Origin of the sequence: Odoribacter laneus YIT 12061 (genome assembly GCF_000243215.1) — a bacterium.
In the GTDB taxonomy this organism is placed as follows: Bacteria; Bacteroidota; Bacteroidia; order Bacteroidales; family Marinifilaceae; genus Culturomica; species Culturomica lanea.
Map to the genome: position 1 here is coordinate 378194 of NZ_JH594597.1, position 17848 is coordinate 396041.

Below are 17848 nucleotides of genomic sequence, written 5' to 3' on the forward strand. Positions count from 1 at the left end.
CTTCAGCTTCAGCTAGATAAATTTTTCCCGGTTTTGGGTTTTATAAAGACCTGCCAATAAACAAACAAGAGAAGCAATCCCTAAAATAATCCGGTTATACCATAAAATTTGAAAAAAAATAGCAGGATTCTTATCCAAAGGAATATCAAAAGGGTTTAAAAAAATATTCCATTTACTGACTTCCAACACCTTGTCCAGAATAAAGAAGATCAATCCTAAAATTATAACGACGACAGCTGTACCATTCCCGTTTTTTATAACGGTACTCAAGAAAAAACAAAGCATCCCGATAAAAAAGACAGGCACCAACACTTGTAAGGTCAATTCTACCGGAGGGACTTCTACCAGTAACCAATCGGTCAAAAAAGCCAGGCCTAAAGTAATGCCAAAGCAAATCGCATAAGCCACTAATAAACGAAACAACCAGACTTTATAGCGATAATTCGGTATTCCAAAAATAATCTCTATAATTTTAGCATCCTGATCGTTCTGTATACCAAAGCACATCGGATAAAAAATTAAGAGCACCGAAGGAATCAAGAGCATATTAAATCCCTTAGCTTCTGTAATATCGGCTTCAGTCAATAAATTAATAAATACAGTCAACACGTAAAACAACACCGCACTGAGCATAAAATATACAAACTTATTCCCAAAAATAATTTTGATATTATAATAGGTTAAACGAGCCAGATTATTCCAAAAATATTTTTTCATCTTTCTCCAATTAACAGATTCAATTTCCTGAACATTTTTCCCTACTGTGTGATAATTTCTTCACGGTTTGCGAGCTTTACGCCTCTCAAAAGCCATAAATATGAATCTTCCAGCACCGGATTCGTATGTACGGCATTCGGAACAGGCTGTGTCTCTGAAAGACATCTCACCCGGATGTTCTCTCCTAAACGGATATGGTGTACAATCAATAAATCAGCGGGCAACTGAGCAAATTCCTCTGTCGGAATCTCAAATACCCAGGTCACATCTTTTGCAATCCGTACCATTTCCGAAGGAGTACCACAATATTTTAAGGAACCTTTGTTAATGACACCCACCTGATTACAAGAACTGGCAATATCTTCAATAATATGAGTAGAGAAAATCACAATCCGGTTCCGGGACAATTCTACCAGCAGATTTCTAAAGCGTATTCTTTCCCTGGGATCAAGGCCGGCAGTGGGTTCATCTACAACCAAAATCCGGGGCAGATGAAGCAAAGTCTGAGCAATACCGATCCGTTGTTTCATACCTCCGGAAAAGCCGGCGATTTTCTTATCCCTGTTTTCATACATATGTACAGCTTCCAATACTTCCCGAACACGCCTTCGCCGGACATCCTGATCATAAATTCCTTTTAAAAGCGCCTGATATTCCAGAAACTGCCAGGAAGTCAAATTTTCATAAGTTCCGAACTCCTGAGGCAAATATCCTATCAGCCCTTGTAATTCTTCCCGTTTCAACTGCGTATCGATGCCATTGATAAAAATTTTTCCGTAACTCTGTTCAAAAATACCGCAAATAATACGCATCAATGTCGTCTTTCCGGCTCCATTCGGTCCCAACAAACCGAACATACCTGTCTGTATATCCAAAGATACCGCATTTAAAGCCTTAAATGGTTCTTTCCGGTAACCTATCCAAGGAACCTTTGTTGCCATACGGTAAAAACCTTTTCGAATACCCCTGAAGCTCCCCTCAATCAAATCGATATTGATATTATATTTATGAATGCGATCGGATAAATATTTTACTAAAATTCCAGCATACCATACTATACCCAACAAAATCGCTCCTCCACTGTTCTGAAATTTTACAATAGCCCAACACAGGGAAATAAAAGGGGAAATATAATACCACCCAAAGAAAAAAATATCCAAAATGCGTCCGGTTTTCTTTAAGGAATGAAAATAGACCATTTCCTGAAACATCCGCCCGATTTGAAGGACCAATAACCAAGCTCCTACAGCAAAAAACAACGCCCAGAAAATAAGGGTTTGATAACAATAAACGAAATAGAATAAAAAGATACTGAAAGGCACCAGCCAAATCAATGCCCGCATATCTCTCCAATGCAAAAAATGTTTTTCTAATCCCAAACGCTGCCGGATACGTAAACCCGACTTCCATTCTCTCTTAAATTCCCCCGGCCTTCCGTATATTTTGACCAGATTTCGTATTTGTATCCGTATTTCTTCTTTTTCCGGAATAATATGACTGTTGGCTCTCCTGAGGCTGCTTTCCATGAACCAAGTCACTCCTGGTATTAGAATAATTGCTATCACGAGATAAGCAATGCGCCACAATAAAGCATCAACAAATATAAAAATGACAAAAACAGCCCCCAGAAACAAGATTCCTTGCAAAACCTTCATGCCGATACGCTGGCTCCGCAAACGCTTCAAGGCATCTTCCAAACCGGAATATAAAGTTGGAATAATCACCAGAGTCAACAAAGTACTCATGGTCAATCCTCCTATCACTGTAATGGCAAAAGGAGCTCCTAATCCAGCGACAAATTCCCCCTTACCAAGAGCTAAAGGTAGCATGGCCACAATAGTCGTGATGGCCGTAATCAAAATAGGTCGCAAACGGGAAATCCCGGCAATAATTAAAGCCCGCTGTCTCCGGTTCCCCTGCCGTCTCAATAAGGAAGTATAGTCAATCAATATAATACTGTTATTTACCACAATACCGATCAATATGATAAAACCTGTCATGACATTCGCATTCATGACCGAATTACTGGTAAAAAGCAAAGCCAACAAAGAACCAATAGCGGCTAAAGGAATAGAAAACATCAAAACGACAGGAGCACTGAGCGATTCAAAAACGGAAGCCAAGATCATAAATATCACGACGAAAGCTGCCAGTATTAAAAAAGTAAACTCCTGTGTTTCCTCTTCTTCGTGTACTACTTCTATGGCTAAACCTGCCGGAATATCCGTCCGTTGTACCAATTCATCAATTTCCTGCCGGGCAGTTTCTAAAAACTCTTTGGATTCATTTACATCCGAGGTAAAACGGTAACTGACTTCTATTTCCTTATCCTGATTCACCCGGCTGATATTTCCTTGTCCCCGCGTCAGATTAATACTTCCAAAACTTTTCAACTCAATCAAAGCCCCCTTCTCATTCCGGACCACTAAATTACGCAACTCCTCCAGTGTCCGCTCCGGCTTTTTATCTTCTTTTTCCGCCTCTGCATATTTTTTGTCTTTGATCAAAATATCATACTCTTCTTCTCCTGCTTTATATTTTATTTCCGTCGTATTTTCAGGGGCAAAATTGGTCAATTCCGTAATGACACCGGCTGGTGTAACGTCATATATACCCATTAAATACTGATCGAATTGTATACGGGATTCCGGTTTACCCCGGGAAGTATTCACCCAGGCATAACTGACATTTTCTAAATCATGAAGCTGATATTCCAAATACTCAGCCAGATTTTCCATCTTCTCAAAATCCTGTCCCTTGATTACAATTTTTTCACTTTGATTTCCCAACCCCATGAGTTTCAATAACTCTTGTCCTCCTCCTATCATGGCATTCCCTCCGTCACCCCGGAAATTCTCACTTCCGGACTTGGCTTCCAAACTGATATCCCGTATTCGAAGCTGTCTGGCTTTTGTCAACACCGTATTTTTCAGTTCTTTGAGGTCCCTATGATCTAACTTTTCAAAGTCCTCCTTTAGCTTTATCGTTATATTGGCTTCTGCCGCATAAATTTTTGCAGTAATCTTGTCAATTTCCGGAACTTCCATCAAAACCGCTTCATACCGCCGGATCATCTCATCTGTACGTTCTAAAGTATAGCCTCCCGGAGAGGTGATATATACATCAAAAGTATCCGTCTCTATTTCCTTTAAAGTATTTAAAGTTAAGGTCAATGATAAAGCAACCGTAGCGGCTAAAACCAGCAAAGCAATCAAAACGACCTGGGTCGGTTTGCGCAAACAAATCTTCAAAATAGCAATATAAACTTGTACCGGACGACTATGTATGGAAAGCGCACTAAAATTCACCCGGTCTTCCCGACGGGTCATAAAAAAATGAATCGCCATCGGTACCAATAACAAAGCTACAACTAAAGAAATCGTAAGGGTAGCGATAATAGAAACTCCCACATGTTCTCCGATTAATTTGATCATAAAATTATCGGCAAACAAAAAAGGAAGAAAAACAGTGATGGTCGTGAGAGTCGCCGCAAAAATCGATTTCCAGACTTCCGTTGTGCCCCTCACAGCAGCTTCTTCTCCCGAAACTCCCGATGCCCGGAGACGAAAAATATTTTCCATGACCACCACAGAATTATCCAGTAACATCCCCACAGCTAAAGCAATCCCCGTAAGAGTCAATGTATTTATCGTGATTCCGGCTAAATAGAAAAAATAAAAAGAAGAAAAAACGGAAATCGGTATCGCAAAAGCAATAATGGTTACAATCCTGAAGTTGCGCAAAAACAAATAAAGAATAAATATAGCCAGAATTGCCCCGGTAATTCCCAAATTTACAATCGTGTCGATATTGTCACTCATCGTTTCTGCAACATCCATATCCACTTGAATACTGACACCTTTAGACTTTAACTCTTCATTCAACTGATTGATTTCTTTCCGGACTTTTTCCGAAAGCTCAATTACATTTACTTGAGGAGATTTTGCCAAAACACAAGTGATTACCTCCTTACCGTTCGTACGGGAATAAGACTCCTCTTCTTTAATACCAAAATTTATTTCAGCAATATCTTTCAGTAAGACAGGTCCTTGAGCCACGACAATGTTTCCCAAATCCTCCGTTTTCAGATATTCGGCAGTAACATTGACAAAATATCGTTTATTATTTTCATAGACCGGACCGGCAAACGTTTTTTCAGCCATATTTTTGCTGATAAGAGAGCGAATCTGAGACCGGGTAATTTTCAACGCTTCACATTTATCCTGATCTACGATAACCTCCACACTTTTTGGGCGTCCCCCCATCACCGCCACTGCAGCGACTCCGTCTACATTCTCCAATACAGGAGCAATATCCTGGTCTGTAATATTCCGGACATAGTCTACATCCTCCTCCCCCAATACAGACAGGGACATAAATTGGGAGCTAATCATTCCGGCAGGAGCTTTGTTGACAATCGTTCTGAATTCTTCCGGAATATTTTTTGAAATCGCTTTAATCTTTTCTTCCAGTTTCAGATAGGCATATTTTATATCCGTCCCTTTCAAAAAAGTAACTCTTATTTCCGCATTGTGGGGAGATATACGGGTTTCTATCTTTTCTACACCCTCCATCGTGCTGATTACCCCTTCTACCGGAATGACCGCTTGATTTTCAATATATTTTGGGTCCAATTCTGTAGAAGCTCCGATATTTACAGTTAATTCAGGCAACTCAGCATTCGGATATAATTCCATCGGAAGAAAACGATAGGAAAAATATCCCATCAGTGTCAATCCGATGAAAAGCATTGAAATCAGCACCCGCCGTTTTATCAATCTGTTCATATCATAAATTAAAATAGCACAAAGCCCTAAAATTAAACCTCTTCTCTTTTCAGAGATTCGGGTTTCCGGTCAAAAATATAATATACACAAGGGATAACAATCAACGTCAACAAGGTAGAAGTCAGTAAGCCTCCGATTACAGCTAAAGCCATAGGAGAACGGAGAGAAGCTCCTTCTCCAAAACCGAAACACATGGGCAATAAAGCCAAAATGGTGGTCAAACTCGTCATGATAATAGGACGGATGCGTTGTTGCGCAGCTTGCATAACGGCCTCTTTTAAAGCGAATCCTTGTGCTTTCAATTGATTGATACGGTCTACCAAAATAATCGAACTATTGACAGCAATACCAGCCAACATAATAATACCGATAAAAGCCATCATATTTAACGTTTGGCCTGTAATCCAAAAGGCCAATATACTTCCTACTCCTGCCAAAGGAATCGTCAATAAAATAGTGAAAGGATGCCTCAAAGACTCGAACTGTGCAGCCATGACCATATATACCAATACAATGGACAAGATCAGAGCAAACCCTAAACCATTAAAAGACTCCGCCCGCTTTTCTTCCTCTCCTGTAATTTTAGCCGAATACTTAGCCGGAAATTCCATTTCTGCAATACAAGCACGTACAGCCGGTGTAATCCGTCCTAACGAATAATCTTTCTCCAACATCGCTGTCACCTCCCCCACCCGATTCTGATTCTTTCTGATCATCTCCCTAGGAGCTGTTGTAACCGCAATTTCTGCAATTTCACCCAAACGATATTTTTTATCCCCCTGACGAATTTCGATACCCTGTAAATCGGCCAAAGAAATTTCAGGTACCCGAATCTCAATATCTACAGGCTCGCCCTGAGACTCGTAGCTCCCTGCCTTTTTACCATTTAATTGTTCACTGATTTGTTGAGTAACGGAAGCAATATCTACTTCGTAAATACCACTCCGTAAACGATCCAAAGCCACATTCACTTCAGGAGAACCTTTTTCCATCGAAGTATTAATTTCATACAATCCCTTTACTTTTCCCAATTTCTGCTTTAGCTCCACACATAGCTCTTCTAATATTTCGATTTCCTCTCCCCGGATCTCCACCACCAAAGGAGCCCCCTCCGTTCCCAAAGCTGTCTGCAAAGCAGATTGCTCTTTTTCATAAGTAAGTTCCACTCCTTCAGGCATGCTCACATGCTTACCCAAAGCCATTATCAAATAATCAGCATCTATTTTTGCCGCCGGCTTCAATTTTACTTTAATTTCCGCCTGATTTTCTTCTTTTGCCTGAGTTCCGGACTCCGTATCGGTATGGGAAGGACCAACTAATGTATACATCCATGCTATATCCTCCCCTCCCAGATTCCGGATCATCTGCTCTATCGATGCTGCAGCGTAATCCGTACTTTGTAATCGGGTCCCCGGTTCCAGAGTAAGTTTTACATTCAACTCTTTTGAATCGGCTTTCGGCATAAACTCCATGCCGATTAAAGGTAAGCTTGCATAACTACATACAATTAACACCAAAGCTGCCAAAACTACCCGATAGCGATATTTTAGTAATTTCCCTACAAAACGTCCGTATCCTTTGATGCGGATCGACTTCATTTCCTTTGTATTCTGTTTGACAAAATAAGAAGATAACATGGGTATAAACAAAAGGGCTACAAAAAGGGAAGACAGTAAGGAAAAAGTAACTGTCCAAGCTTGTTCTTTAAATAACTCCCCTGCAGCTCCCTGTATGTAAACAATCGGCAAAAATACCACTATTGTAGTTAAAGTGGAAGAGGTAATCGCTCCGGACACTTCCGAAGCTCCTTTTACAGCAGCTTCTTTGGCCGTCAATCCATTTTCCAGATTCCGGAAAATATTTTCCATGACCACAATGGCATTGTCGACCAGCATCCCCGCTCCTAAAGCCAATCCTCCCAACGTCATAATATTCATTGACAATCCATTGAAATACATTAAATTGAATGTGGCAATAATGGAAATAGGTATGGAAACACTTACGATCAAAGTAGTATTCATACGACGCAGAAAGATATACAAAACAATAACGGCTAAAAAAATGCCAAGCAAAGCAGAGTCTTTTACCTCCCCGATGGAGGCACCGATAAACTCTCCCTGATTACTGATAATGCTAAACTCATATCCAGGCATACTTTTTCGTAATTCTACTAACTTGTGCTGGATATTTTCTACCACTTTTACTGTATTGTATTTATTTTCTTTGTATATACTAATCCCTAAACAACGATTTCCGTCAAAACGAGCGATATTGTCCGGAGTCTTATTTATAGACCGTATCGTCGCTACATCTTTTAAATAAACCGGAGCTTTTACATTGGAAGACGCTTGTCCTTCTTCCGTCTGGCCCGCAGAAGGCTGTTTGAAAGCCACAATAATATTACTGATATCTTCAATATTTTTAAGCAGATGAACCCCTTTTACACTGTACTGAATATCTTCATTTACAATTGTTCCGCCGGAAACATTCTGATTGACACTTTCAATCTTACTGGCAATTGCATCTGCTGTAAGATTAAAAGCCTCCAGCATATAAGGATTTGTCTTTATTTCGATATAAGCATTTTCCTGTCCGTTCAACTGAATGTCGGCCACTCCGTCCAAACGTACCAATTCACTCCGCATATAATTTTCAGCAATTTTCCGGAGTTCATTCATATCGCTGATTTCGTTATGAGTTAAGGCTACCGTCATCACCGGCGCAGCATTTACATCGTAACGGGAAACCTGAAAAGAGGTAATTTCTGCATGCTGAGAAACCGACGACAAACTGCGTTGTAAATCCAGATAGGCAGCATCCATATCCTGATCCCAATCGTATTCCACTGTAATCGTAGCCGCTCCTGCCCGACATACACTGTTTACATTTTTTACCCCATCCTGACGGGCGGCCAGAGCTTCTATATTCTCCACAAATTGCTTTTCCATCTCTTCGGGAGGCCTTTCCCCCGCCTGAACATCAACATACAAAGCCGGATTTTTTAAATCCGGAAACAAATCTGTCCCCAGTTTATTGTAAGAAATTATCCCCAACAAACACACCGCTAAGGTAATCATCAATACACTTACAGGATATTTTACTGCAAATTTCGTAATAGGATTCATCGTCTGATACTTATCTTTATAGGGATTTTCTGAATTTCCTTCTCTCCTGGCTTTCTATAAAAAATTCCCTATTTATTTCATAACTTTTACCTTACTTCTGTTTCTTAACCATTCATATCCCTTGACAACCACTTTCTCCCCCTTATTCAAACCTTTTACAACTTCTGTATATTGATCATCGCTAATACCGGTTTCAATAATTTTCTCCTCAGCAGAAGAACGATCTACAGCAAAGACTATTTTATTTCCCCGACGGGTAGTAATAATCTCTTTGGGTACGGCAAGAACCGAATCTTTTTTCACCGTAATCACGTCCGCTTTGGCAAACATTCCCGGACGTAATTTCAAATCCGGATTTTCAATTTCAATGAATCCGGCAAATGTACGGGTCTCCTCATTTACAGCAGGAGAAAGTTGTGTTAATTTACCCTGTAAAGTATCCGCTTTAATATTATAATTCGTCACCTTTACTTTTTGTCCTACTTTTACTTTTGTCATTACATTTTCCGGGAATTGTGTTTCCAAATACATCTTACTGTAATCCATTACGCCTAACATCACCGACCCGGAAGCAACTTCCACATTTTCAGTATAATAAGGCAAATTGACAATTACCCCTCGGAAAGGGGCCTTGATCTCCATCTTTCCCAAGGTGATATAGGCATTTTCCAAATCGAGTTTGGCATTTATAAAAGACGTCTTGGCATTATTTACCTCTTTTTCCGTCGTTCCTCCCTTTTCCAATAAACTCTGCTGCCCCTCCCACTCTTTTTCGGTAATCTGTATCTGTAATTTTTTACTCTCCAGCTGCACATTATTCTCATATTCCTTATTTTCTAAACGGATAATGACAGCACCGGCTTCCACAATATCCCCTAATCGATAAGGCCGGCCTGTCTTCGGATTCAGCTGTAACCGATAAGCACCGTTCATCTCGGATTTCACCTCACTGGTTTTAACGGCTTTAGCCGTTCCGGTCGTTGTAACATACTCCTCTATCGTTCGCGAATGTACATCCTCTACCCAAACAGGAGTCGTGGTCTCTGCCGATTGGTTGCTCCGGTCTCCTCCACAAGCATAAAAAGCAAGGACTAACGTAATAACAACCATAAGATTAGAATAATTATTCATAGTGTTTTATTTTATATCGTATTGTAATTTTTCTCTCCCTTGTAAAAGAATCCCACAACAACTAACAGACAGTTCAATTTCCCCCTCATTCTCTCACTTTAACAGGTCTACCGGTAAATAAGATTTATTCGCTTCAAAATCCCAAAGGGATTGTACCTTTAAATTCAATAATTCTAATTTATACTGAATTAATGCATTGGTATAATCCTGTTTTGCCTGCGTTAACTGAGATTGGTATTGCTGCAGATCCATACCGGACATATTTCCATTCCTGTATTTTTCTAAATTGATTTCATATGTCCGTTCTGCATTTTCTATACTTTTTTTCTTGATTGCGATCTGATTGATCAGAGTGGGCAAATTGCGGCATATCTGCCGGATATTAATCACAATTTCTTTTTTCTGTTCCTCCAGCTCTACTTCATCCGACTGCATCGCCAATTTACTGGATTCCACCCGGGCTTTTTTAGCTCCCCAATCAAAAATAGGAATAGTCAAAGTTAGTCCGATCTCTTCATTATCCGTGGGATTATTATAGATATTATTTACTTTATCCCCCAAAGCATTCAGCCCGACACGGGCAGCTATATTTCCTTTAAATTCATTTTCTGCTTTTGCTTCTATAATCGAAAAGACATCCCGTTCTAAAGTAATCTGCCGTTCGCGAAGTTCCATTCGCTGATCCAAGCCATATTTAACCGCATCATTTGTATTGACTGAAATAGGAGTAATTTCGGTATTCGGTAACACCGCAATATCCTCATCCAGAGACATTCCCAACAAAAGTTTAAAATTATCTTTCGCATTTTCATAGGCAATTTCTGCCGAATAAACAGACGATTCGCTATTCGCCATGTTAACTTCCGCCTGGAATAATTCTTCTCTGGCCACCAAACCCGCCTCTACTTTGTTTTTTATAATTTCATAGTTCTGTTTCTGATTGGCATACTCGTCCCGGGCAATCGTTAAATCTTTGAACCGTTGATACACGGAATAAAAATTATCCGTCACACTTTTCTCTATATTTAATTGCTGCATTGCATAATTCAACCGGGCACTTTCCAAACTTAATTCCAATTCCCTCAGTCTCATTTTAGTCCGGTTATAAGTAAAAATCGGCTGTTCGATCTGCAACGAAATATTGTGATTAAACGCCGTACTTTTTCCTCCCGAAGAACGATTCGAAGCGTCTTGCCAAGAAACATTATTAATCAAAGAAATGGTCCCGTCTGTCCATTTGACCGGTTGCACAATCCCTAAAGAAGCAGAAGAAGACATGCTTTTACTATCATACCATTTACTGTTATAGCTGTCGTACCTACTGCTACGCGAATAAGAAAACGGATTCACATCCAGCGAAAACTGGGATTTTAAAGAAGCCTTTTGCGCCTGCAAATTCAATTCATTTTGCCGCAAACTCAATTTACTTTGTACTAATGCCGGACTATTTTCAAAGGCAATCTTCAATGCCTTATCCAATGTCAACACCTCTTGTGCAACAACCAAACTTCCTCCCATCAAAAAAATGGCAACCAATAAAGTGTATTTATACCTCTCCATCTTCATTAATGCTTTATTAAATTATTTTCCGCCGAACATATCTTTCTTACTTCATCATTTATTCCCCACCGATTACTTTTTATTTATCAACGTAAATTTCACCGCATCAGCCATGGCAAAACCAGCCGAAACATTATCGGAAAGCGTCACTGAAACTTTACCAGCCGGGAAATAAAAATTTCCCAAAGACACCCATCCATTTTCTTCCTGTCCCAAATCTACCGTGATATTTTCTTCCTCTTCTTCATACCCTACAACATAGGTCTGCGCATGCCCTTCATGCCCCCGGTTACGCCTCCTCCAATTCCAATTTTCAAATTTGGGATTCCATATAAAAACCTCATAATAATTGTCTTTCGGAATAGTCGTTACCCACTGCACTTTATTCGCTCCTACACCTTTGGCCTTATAAACAGCAGAATGAACGGGCTTCCCATAACAATTACTATTGATCACTGCCGTCCATCGGGACGGAAATTTCCAGGGAAAGAAATTTTGATATTTATCCTCCTCTTCCTTCCGGAACAAATCTTTTAATTTATGCCGGGTATTCGTTTCCAAAACATGGAAACCGGGATCTTCATTATCAACGATTATCTCCCCAGGCCCCGCAGTAAAGAGAAGTGTATCCACCGGAAATAAGCCCGATAAGGTATCCGTGACTTCCCGATCTACTTTCGAAAAGTTATACATATATTCACTCGGCAAATTAGCCGAAACATTTGTATTTATACTGACACGTCCCGGCCGTTCATCATTTATTATTTTTATTTTCCAGGCACTTTGTGGCGGAATAATATAATTATGAAGATTATTATTCCTTTCTGCCTCTCTCCTCTCGGGACGGAATCCTCTCTGGCCTCCCCCACCCTCTTCTATCTTTACCGTCAAAATACCTTCCACCTTCGAACGGTTATATACCTTAAAACGTACCTGATATTTTGTAAAATCATCTACGACGACACTATTGACCTCTACATTATTCAGCATGAGCTCAGCCGGACGGTCCGTAGTATACCATTGATGAACAAAAGGAAGCAAATCTATTCCAAACCGCTTGTTAAACTGACGGGCGAATTCAGTAAAGGTAACTTCTTCGAAAATATGAGTTTCATTGAAAGATTTTAAAAAAGCCTCAAATTCCCCGGGCGCTACCTGTGCTGTTATAAAATACTTTAAATTGTTACTCTTCAATTTCAATATTTCATAAAGTACCTGAGGCTTCAGATTTTTATCTGATAAAGCTGTCTGGAAATTATGATCCTGTAAATAAATAATAGCTCGTTGCTGATCTGTAATAAGAGGTCCAAAATACCACCTTCTTTGTATATTTTCAGTTATGTTCTGCAAGGTACTGAAAGCAATATCTATTACCGGAAAGTCCGGATCTGACAAATAACCGCAAAAGCCATAAAACATTGCCCCAATATTCAACTTATTTACCTCCGTCGACTGTCCCCACCCATTTTCGTCTGAAGAATTCTCATTTACAAAAGTCGTTTTGACATAATTCTTTATCATTCCGGCCTGTACATCTTTAGCATCCAATAATTCCCCTTCTTCCCGCCAATTCTTTAACCGAAAGCCCATCGCCCGGAAATCTGCCTGGGTTCTTAATCCCCGCTCAGGAATAAACACCAATTCAGGCATGACATGTTCACTATAACCTTTCCAATTCCGGATATACCCGGTAAAAGACAAAGGAACTTCTACCATACAAAATTTTCGGAAAGGATAATTTCTATTTTTCACCACTTCCAAATCTGCCCGAATCTCCCGAATTATTGCAGGTAACGTATCTTGCAAAGCATCAAAATGAACCATAAAATCATCATGTCCCCGGAAATAATAGAGTTCATAATCCGTAGAATCGACAGAAACCGCCTTTGTTTCATACGCTCCTATCGTCAGACTTATTCCACAAAAAGGAATGGTATCGGTAAATATCACCTTCCCTTCTCCACATACCCTTTTTCCCTGAGATAAAACGACTTTATTACCGGTATAACGTACAGTAAGCTTATAGTTTGCAAAATCTTTCCGAATAGAATACGGATTAGCAGGAGATACCGGAGATTCCGCTACCGGATACCAAATACACTCTGGGGTCAACAAAGTATAGGTATCACTCAAGAAAGCATATCTTTTCCCATAGCGGAAATAAAAAGTTTTTCCGGCAGGGTGACTCATAAAATCCTTCTCTTCCACATCGGTATAGCAAATATTCTCTTCTATTCCTCCTTCATATTTTAATACATATTCAGCTTCTTCACCCGCTCGCAATTTTTGAAAAATTTCAATGACCTGCTGTTCCCGATGAAAGTCTAATATTTTTCCTGCCTGTTCTATAGTGATTATCTTTAAACCCGGGTTCAGGTATAAAATCACCGACTCTATCTCATTTTTCTGTTTATTCCGGACCCTCAGTCTGCTTTCTGCCTCTAATCGCTCTCCCCGGGGAGTAATATCAATCTCATAGGCCGAGATATCTACTTTCGGTCGCTCTGCATAAGTATTAAAGACAGAAACATATACTTCCCTCTCTGCCTCTATCTTTTTAAAATGTAACACATACAAAACACCTAAACCTCCACTCGTCAATATTAAAAATAAAGCAATTATATTTATCACAAGTGTTTTCCAGGGACGATGGGGTAAACGCTTTACCAAGGTAATCGTCAAACAAATAAAACCGATCGCTCCTAATAAATAAACCGACCGCTGTAGCAAAAATAAGGAGAGGGAAGGATGACCTACCACATCCGAGAAAATGGCAGGAAGCGTAACGCCAAAAAAATCAAAAACACCGTATAGCCGATCCTGTAAATAAAAGAAAACAGTCCCGGTAATCCCCAACATAACGATAAAAGTTACGGCTTGATTTTTCACCAAACACATGATTGTAAAAGAAAGCCCCAACACAAACCACAGAGAAGGGATAGAAAGAGTAAATAAGTAAAGCTGAATTCAACTTGCAAATGCAACAGAATTCTGATTAATAATTTGTTTAAATATTTCGTTTGGCGTGAGGTATCCAAGTCTTTTACGAGGTCGATTATTGAGTTTATTTTCAATCCACTTAATCTGTTTGTTGGTTACTTCACTAAAGTCCTTACCCTTTGGGATATACTGCCTGATAAGCCCGTTGGTGTTTTCATTGGCACCACGTTCCCATGAGTGGTATGGTTTGCAAAAATAGAATTTTATTTCCAATTTTTGCGCAATTTCCTCGTGCTTTGCAAACTCCTTTCCATTGTCAGCCGTAATTGTGTGTATTAAGTTTTTCACTTTCCGCAGTGCCCATACTGCAATCTTAGCTACCGGGATGGCTTCTTTTCCCGACAACTTGCGTATCCAGACCCTGCTTGTTGCTCTGTCGTTAATGGTAAGAATGGCACCTTTGTGGTTCTTACCAATAATTGTATCTATCTCTAAATCACCAAATCTCTCCTTCAGTTCCACTATCTCGGGACGCTCATCAATATCCACCCTGCCTGGGATAAATCCTCGCCCTGCATTTTTAGAACCACGTTTGGCATACCTGCGACCTTGTCTGCGAAGATATTTGTGCAGTTTGCCACCCCGCCGCTTATCCTCCCAAATCCAGCGATATATCGTTTCGTGAGATACCATCGCAATTCCCTCCAAGCGGCTCCTGCCGACAATCTGCTCCGGGCTGAATCCTTTCTTCAACAGCTTTATTATCCGTTTTCTCATTGCCGGTGTAAGCACTTCCTTGCGATGTTTTTGCTGCTTGCGCCTGTCTGCTTTTCGCTGGGCAAGCTCCATGCTATAGCTACCACTTCGGGCGTCGCAATTGCGCTTTATCTCCCTGTAAACAGTGCTTTTATCTACTCCGATAGCTTCCGCTATTGCTTTTTTGCTCATCGGTATTTGCAACATCATAGAAATTGCATACCTTTGTTCCTCGGTTATATGTTTGCTCATCTGCAACTTTTTTTTCTTTGGACGGACAATTAAAGCAAAGATAGCAAACTTTATCCATTCAGAGTGAGAGAAAGGGGGACATTGTCTCTCTTTCCTCTCTGAAAAATAAATGTTTTTATTGCTTATTATCCGCACCCAAAAAGTTGCATTTATAAGTTGAACTCAAGAAAAAAGATAGGGGAATATACTGAAAGGCGAGCGGCTAATGACCAGATTAATAAATAAAGCGATGCATAAAGTAATTAAATTCAATCCGATAAACACACGGGTTATTCCCCAAACTTTTCCTATGATATAATCGGCATTACTCATAGGACGGACATAAATCACTTCTGCTGTATCCAGTTTTTTATCCCGTTTTAAAAAATTTCCGGCCAAAAAAATTACGATTACAGACTGAGCAATATTATATAGGTAAACCGTAAAAAAAGGAATCAGGGAAGTTGCCCCTACATAATTCCAAGTTTCCGCGTATTTCCAGAACAAAGGAGTAAAATTACTCAATTGGGCAATAGTGAGAATAAATAAAGCCAATACTGCAAATATACGAAATAACCAACTTCTCTTCAGAAGTTTTACTTCATATCTGGCAATTACATTTACGGCATGAATATTCATAATCTATCTGTTTGCACCATTCAAATTCTTTTTCCTCAATTCTATTTTACAAGTATCAGCCCGTTTTTCCAATTTTATTTAACCCCCTCCCTCCAGCGTTTTGACCACGTTTTTTATTTAAATAATTCCCCGTCCTCTTCCCTATCAGCATACATATTCATTTTATCTTGTAAAAGATAATCCATAAAATATACATAGGCATGCTCTATGTTCGGTGGAATCGTTTTCCCTTCAAAACCTTCCGGATGTTCAGCAACAATCTGTATATCCCATCCTCCGTCCGAAGGAATAGTAGAGATAATAGGATATTTTTCTTTGATTTCTTTAAATTCCGAATCCGTTACAAAGATTTCCCATACTTTTCCCTCCGTCATCCTAATCATTTCGTCTGGCGAACCCTCAAAACGCAGTTCCCCCTTATTTAATAAAGCTAATTTTTTACAGGTACTGGAAATATCGCCTACGATATGAGTGGAAAGTATAATAATCACATCCTTATCACTTACATCCGATAAAATATTCCGGAATCGGATTCTCTCCTCCGGATCTAAACCCGTCGTGGGCTCATCTACAATAATTACTTTGGGACTACCAATAATAGCCTGGGCAATACCCAACCGCCGTTTCATCCCACCCGACAATTTATTGGCCCAACGGTCCCGGACTTCATATAAACCCACCTTCCGTAACATTTCATCTACAATTTCTGCCCGCTTCCGCTTGCCCTGAATACCCGCCAAACCCGCTCCATAATCCAAAAATTCCCAAGTCTTCAGTTTTTCAAAAAAACGGAAATCCTGAGGCAAATATCCCAATAACGAACGAATGGCTTTTCTATCCCGGGCAATATCGTAATCGTCAAAGTATACAGTACCTGAAGTAGAACTTTGCAATAAGGTTAAAATTCTCATTAAAGTTGTCTTGCCGGCTCCATTAGGACCGAGCAGACCGAACATTCCCGGCTCAATCTCCAGATTTAACCCATTCAATGCCTTATGTCCGTCAGCATAAATTTTACTGAGATTCTCGATTTTTATTCTCATTATTTAGCACCACTTCATCAATTGCCCTAAAAATAGCAAATTATAAAGCATATTCTACCATTTTTACGTCTTTTAATATATTAATAACAGTTTGACAGAAAAGACCTAAACTGGTTTAGCTTGATATGAGAAAATTAAAAAAATAATCACCCGAGAGGATTGCTTTGCCCGGAAAGAAACGGAGGTAAAATCCCTTATCTGAAAATTAATCAAAAACTTCCCGAATTACCTTTATACTCTTAATATTAAAATCCGTATTCAGATGAATACTGAAAAACAACAAGATAATATCTAAGAGTATACTCCTACTCTTACGGTCCAAAACGATATCGGCTAACTCCTCTACCTGACAGCTACACAGCTTATGTATCACCTGAGCCGCATTAGGTCCGGAAACATAAGCTTCTTTCCCTCCGCAAGGAATAAAAACGCCCCCATTTATATCTAAAACATAGCCTTCTTCATATGTCGAAGTATCTATTTTAAAACCGATTAAAGTCGCCAAACGATATAGAAAAAACAAATTAAAATTAGCAATATCCTTTACTGTCTCATTCAAATATTCCACTGATTGAAAAATAAAATTAAAAAGATCAATATTTTTTTGCTCATTTTTCAATATTAAATCCAAAACTTCTCCCCAGAGCAACGCAATATTCATTTTGTAAATATCGAAATATACCGCCGAGAGGTTTACCAAAGGAGTAACGGATTTCAGTTTATACAAACTCGATTTTTCTGTGTAAAAAATCTCTGCTTCCACAACTTGCATAAGGTGGACTGTGCAGTTTCTTTTTCTGAAAAAAGAAGAAGGAGAAATCAAAGAAATATATCCCCACTCTTTGGAAAAAGCATGTACAATTTTCTGGTTATCAGAAAAATTAAATACCTTCAATACAATTGCTTGCACAACCTCCAT

General features: G+C 39.4%; 10 protein-coding genes. All 10 read right to left on the reverse strand.

Features of this window, described 5'->3' with window-relative positions; genetic code table 11:
• Positions 1-12: 12 nt before the first annotated feature.
• Positions 13-717, reverse strand: a complete 705-nt coding sequence (locus HMPREF9449_RS13945; RefSeq protein ID WP_009137915.1) for a hypothetical protein — start codon at positions 715-717, stop codon at positions 13-15.
• 41 nt (positions 718-758) lie between these two features.
• A complete protein-coding gene (locus HMPREF9449_RS13950; protein ID WP_009137916.1) occupies positions 759-5504 on the reverse strand; it encodes an efflux RND transporter permease subunit in 4746 nt (1581 codons plus the stop codon).
• A gap of 32 nt (positions 5505-5536) precedes the next feature.
• Positions 5537-8629 carry an efflux RND transporter permease subunit gene (locus HMPREF9449_RS13955; protein ID WP_009137917.1) on the reverse strand — a complete coding sequence of 1031 codons (3093 nt, stop codon included), beginning with the start codon at positions 8627-8629 and terminating at the stop codon, positions 5537-5539.
• A 72-nt stretch (positions 8630-8701) separates the two neighbouring features.
• On the reverse strand, positions 8702-9760 hold the full coding sequence (locus HMPREF9449_RS13960; protein ID WP_009137918.1) for an efflux RND transporter periplasmic adaptor subunit: 1059 nt from the start codon (positions 9758-9760) through the stop codon (positions 8702-8704).
• A 93-nt stretch (positions 9761-9853) separates the two neighbouring features.
• Positions 9854-11326, reverse strand: coding sequence for a TolC family protein (locus HMPREF9449_RS13965; RefSeq protein WP_009137919.1), 1473 nt, complete (start codon positions 11324-11326; stop codon positions 9854-9856).
• A gap of 66 nt (positions 11327-11392) precedes the next feature.
• Complete coding sequence (locus HMPREF9449_RS13970) at positions 11393-14218, reverse strand: golvesin C-terminal-like domain-containing protein (protein WP_040611976.1); 2826 nt, start codon at positions 14216-14218, stop codon at positions 11393-11395.
• Between the two features lie 69 nt (positions 14219-14287).
• Positions 14288-15268 (reverse strand): IS30-like element IS4351 family transposase, encoded by a 981-nt coding sequence (locus tag HMPREF9449_RS13975; protein WP_009136301.1) that lies wholly within the window; start codon positions 15266-15268, stop codon positions 14288-14290.
• A 162-nt stretch (positions 15269-15430) separates the two neighbouring features.
• Positions 15431-15886, reverse strand: a complete 456-nt coding sequence (locus HMPREF9449_RS13980) for a hypothetical protein (RefSeq protein ID WP_009137921.1) — start codon at positions 15884-15886, stop codon at positions 15431-15433.
• Between the two features lie 113 nt (positions 15887-15999).
• The gene (locus HMPREF9449_RS13985; RefSeq protein WP_009137922.1) at positions 16000-16929 is read right to left on the reverse strand and encodes an ABC transporter ATP-binding protein; all 930 of its coding nucleotides are present in this window, start codon (positions 16927-16929) and stop codon (positions 16000-16002) included.
• 205 nt (positions 16930-17134) lie between these two features.
• The gene (gene recO, locus HMPREF9449_RS13990; RefSeq protein WP_009137923.1) at positions 17135-17848 is read right to left on the reverse strand and encodes a DNA repair protein RecO; all 714 of its coding nucleotides are present in this window, start codon (positions 17846-17848) and stop codon (positions 17135-17137) included.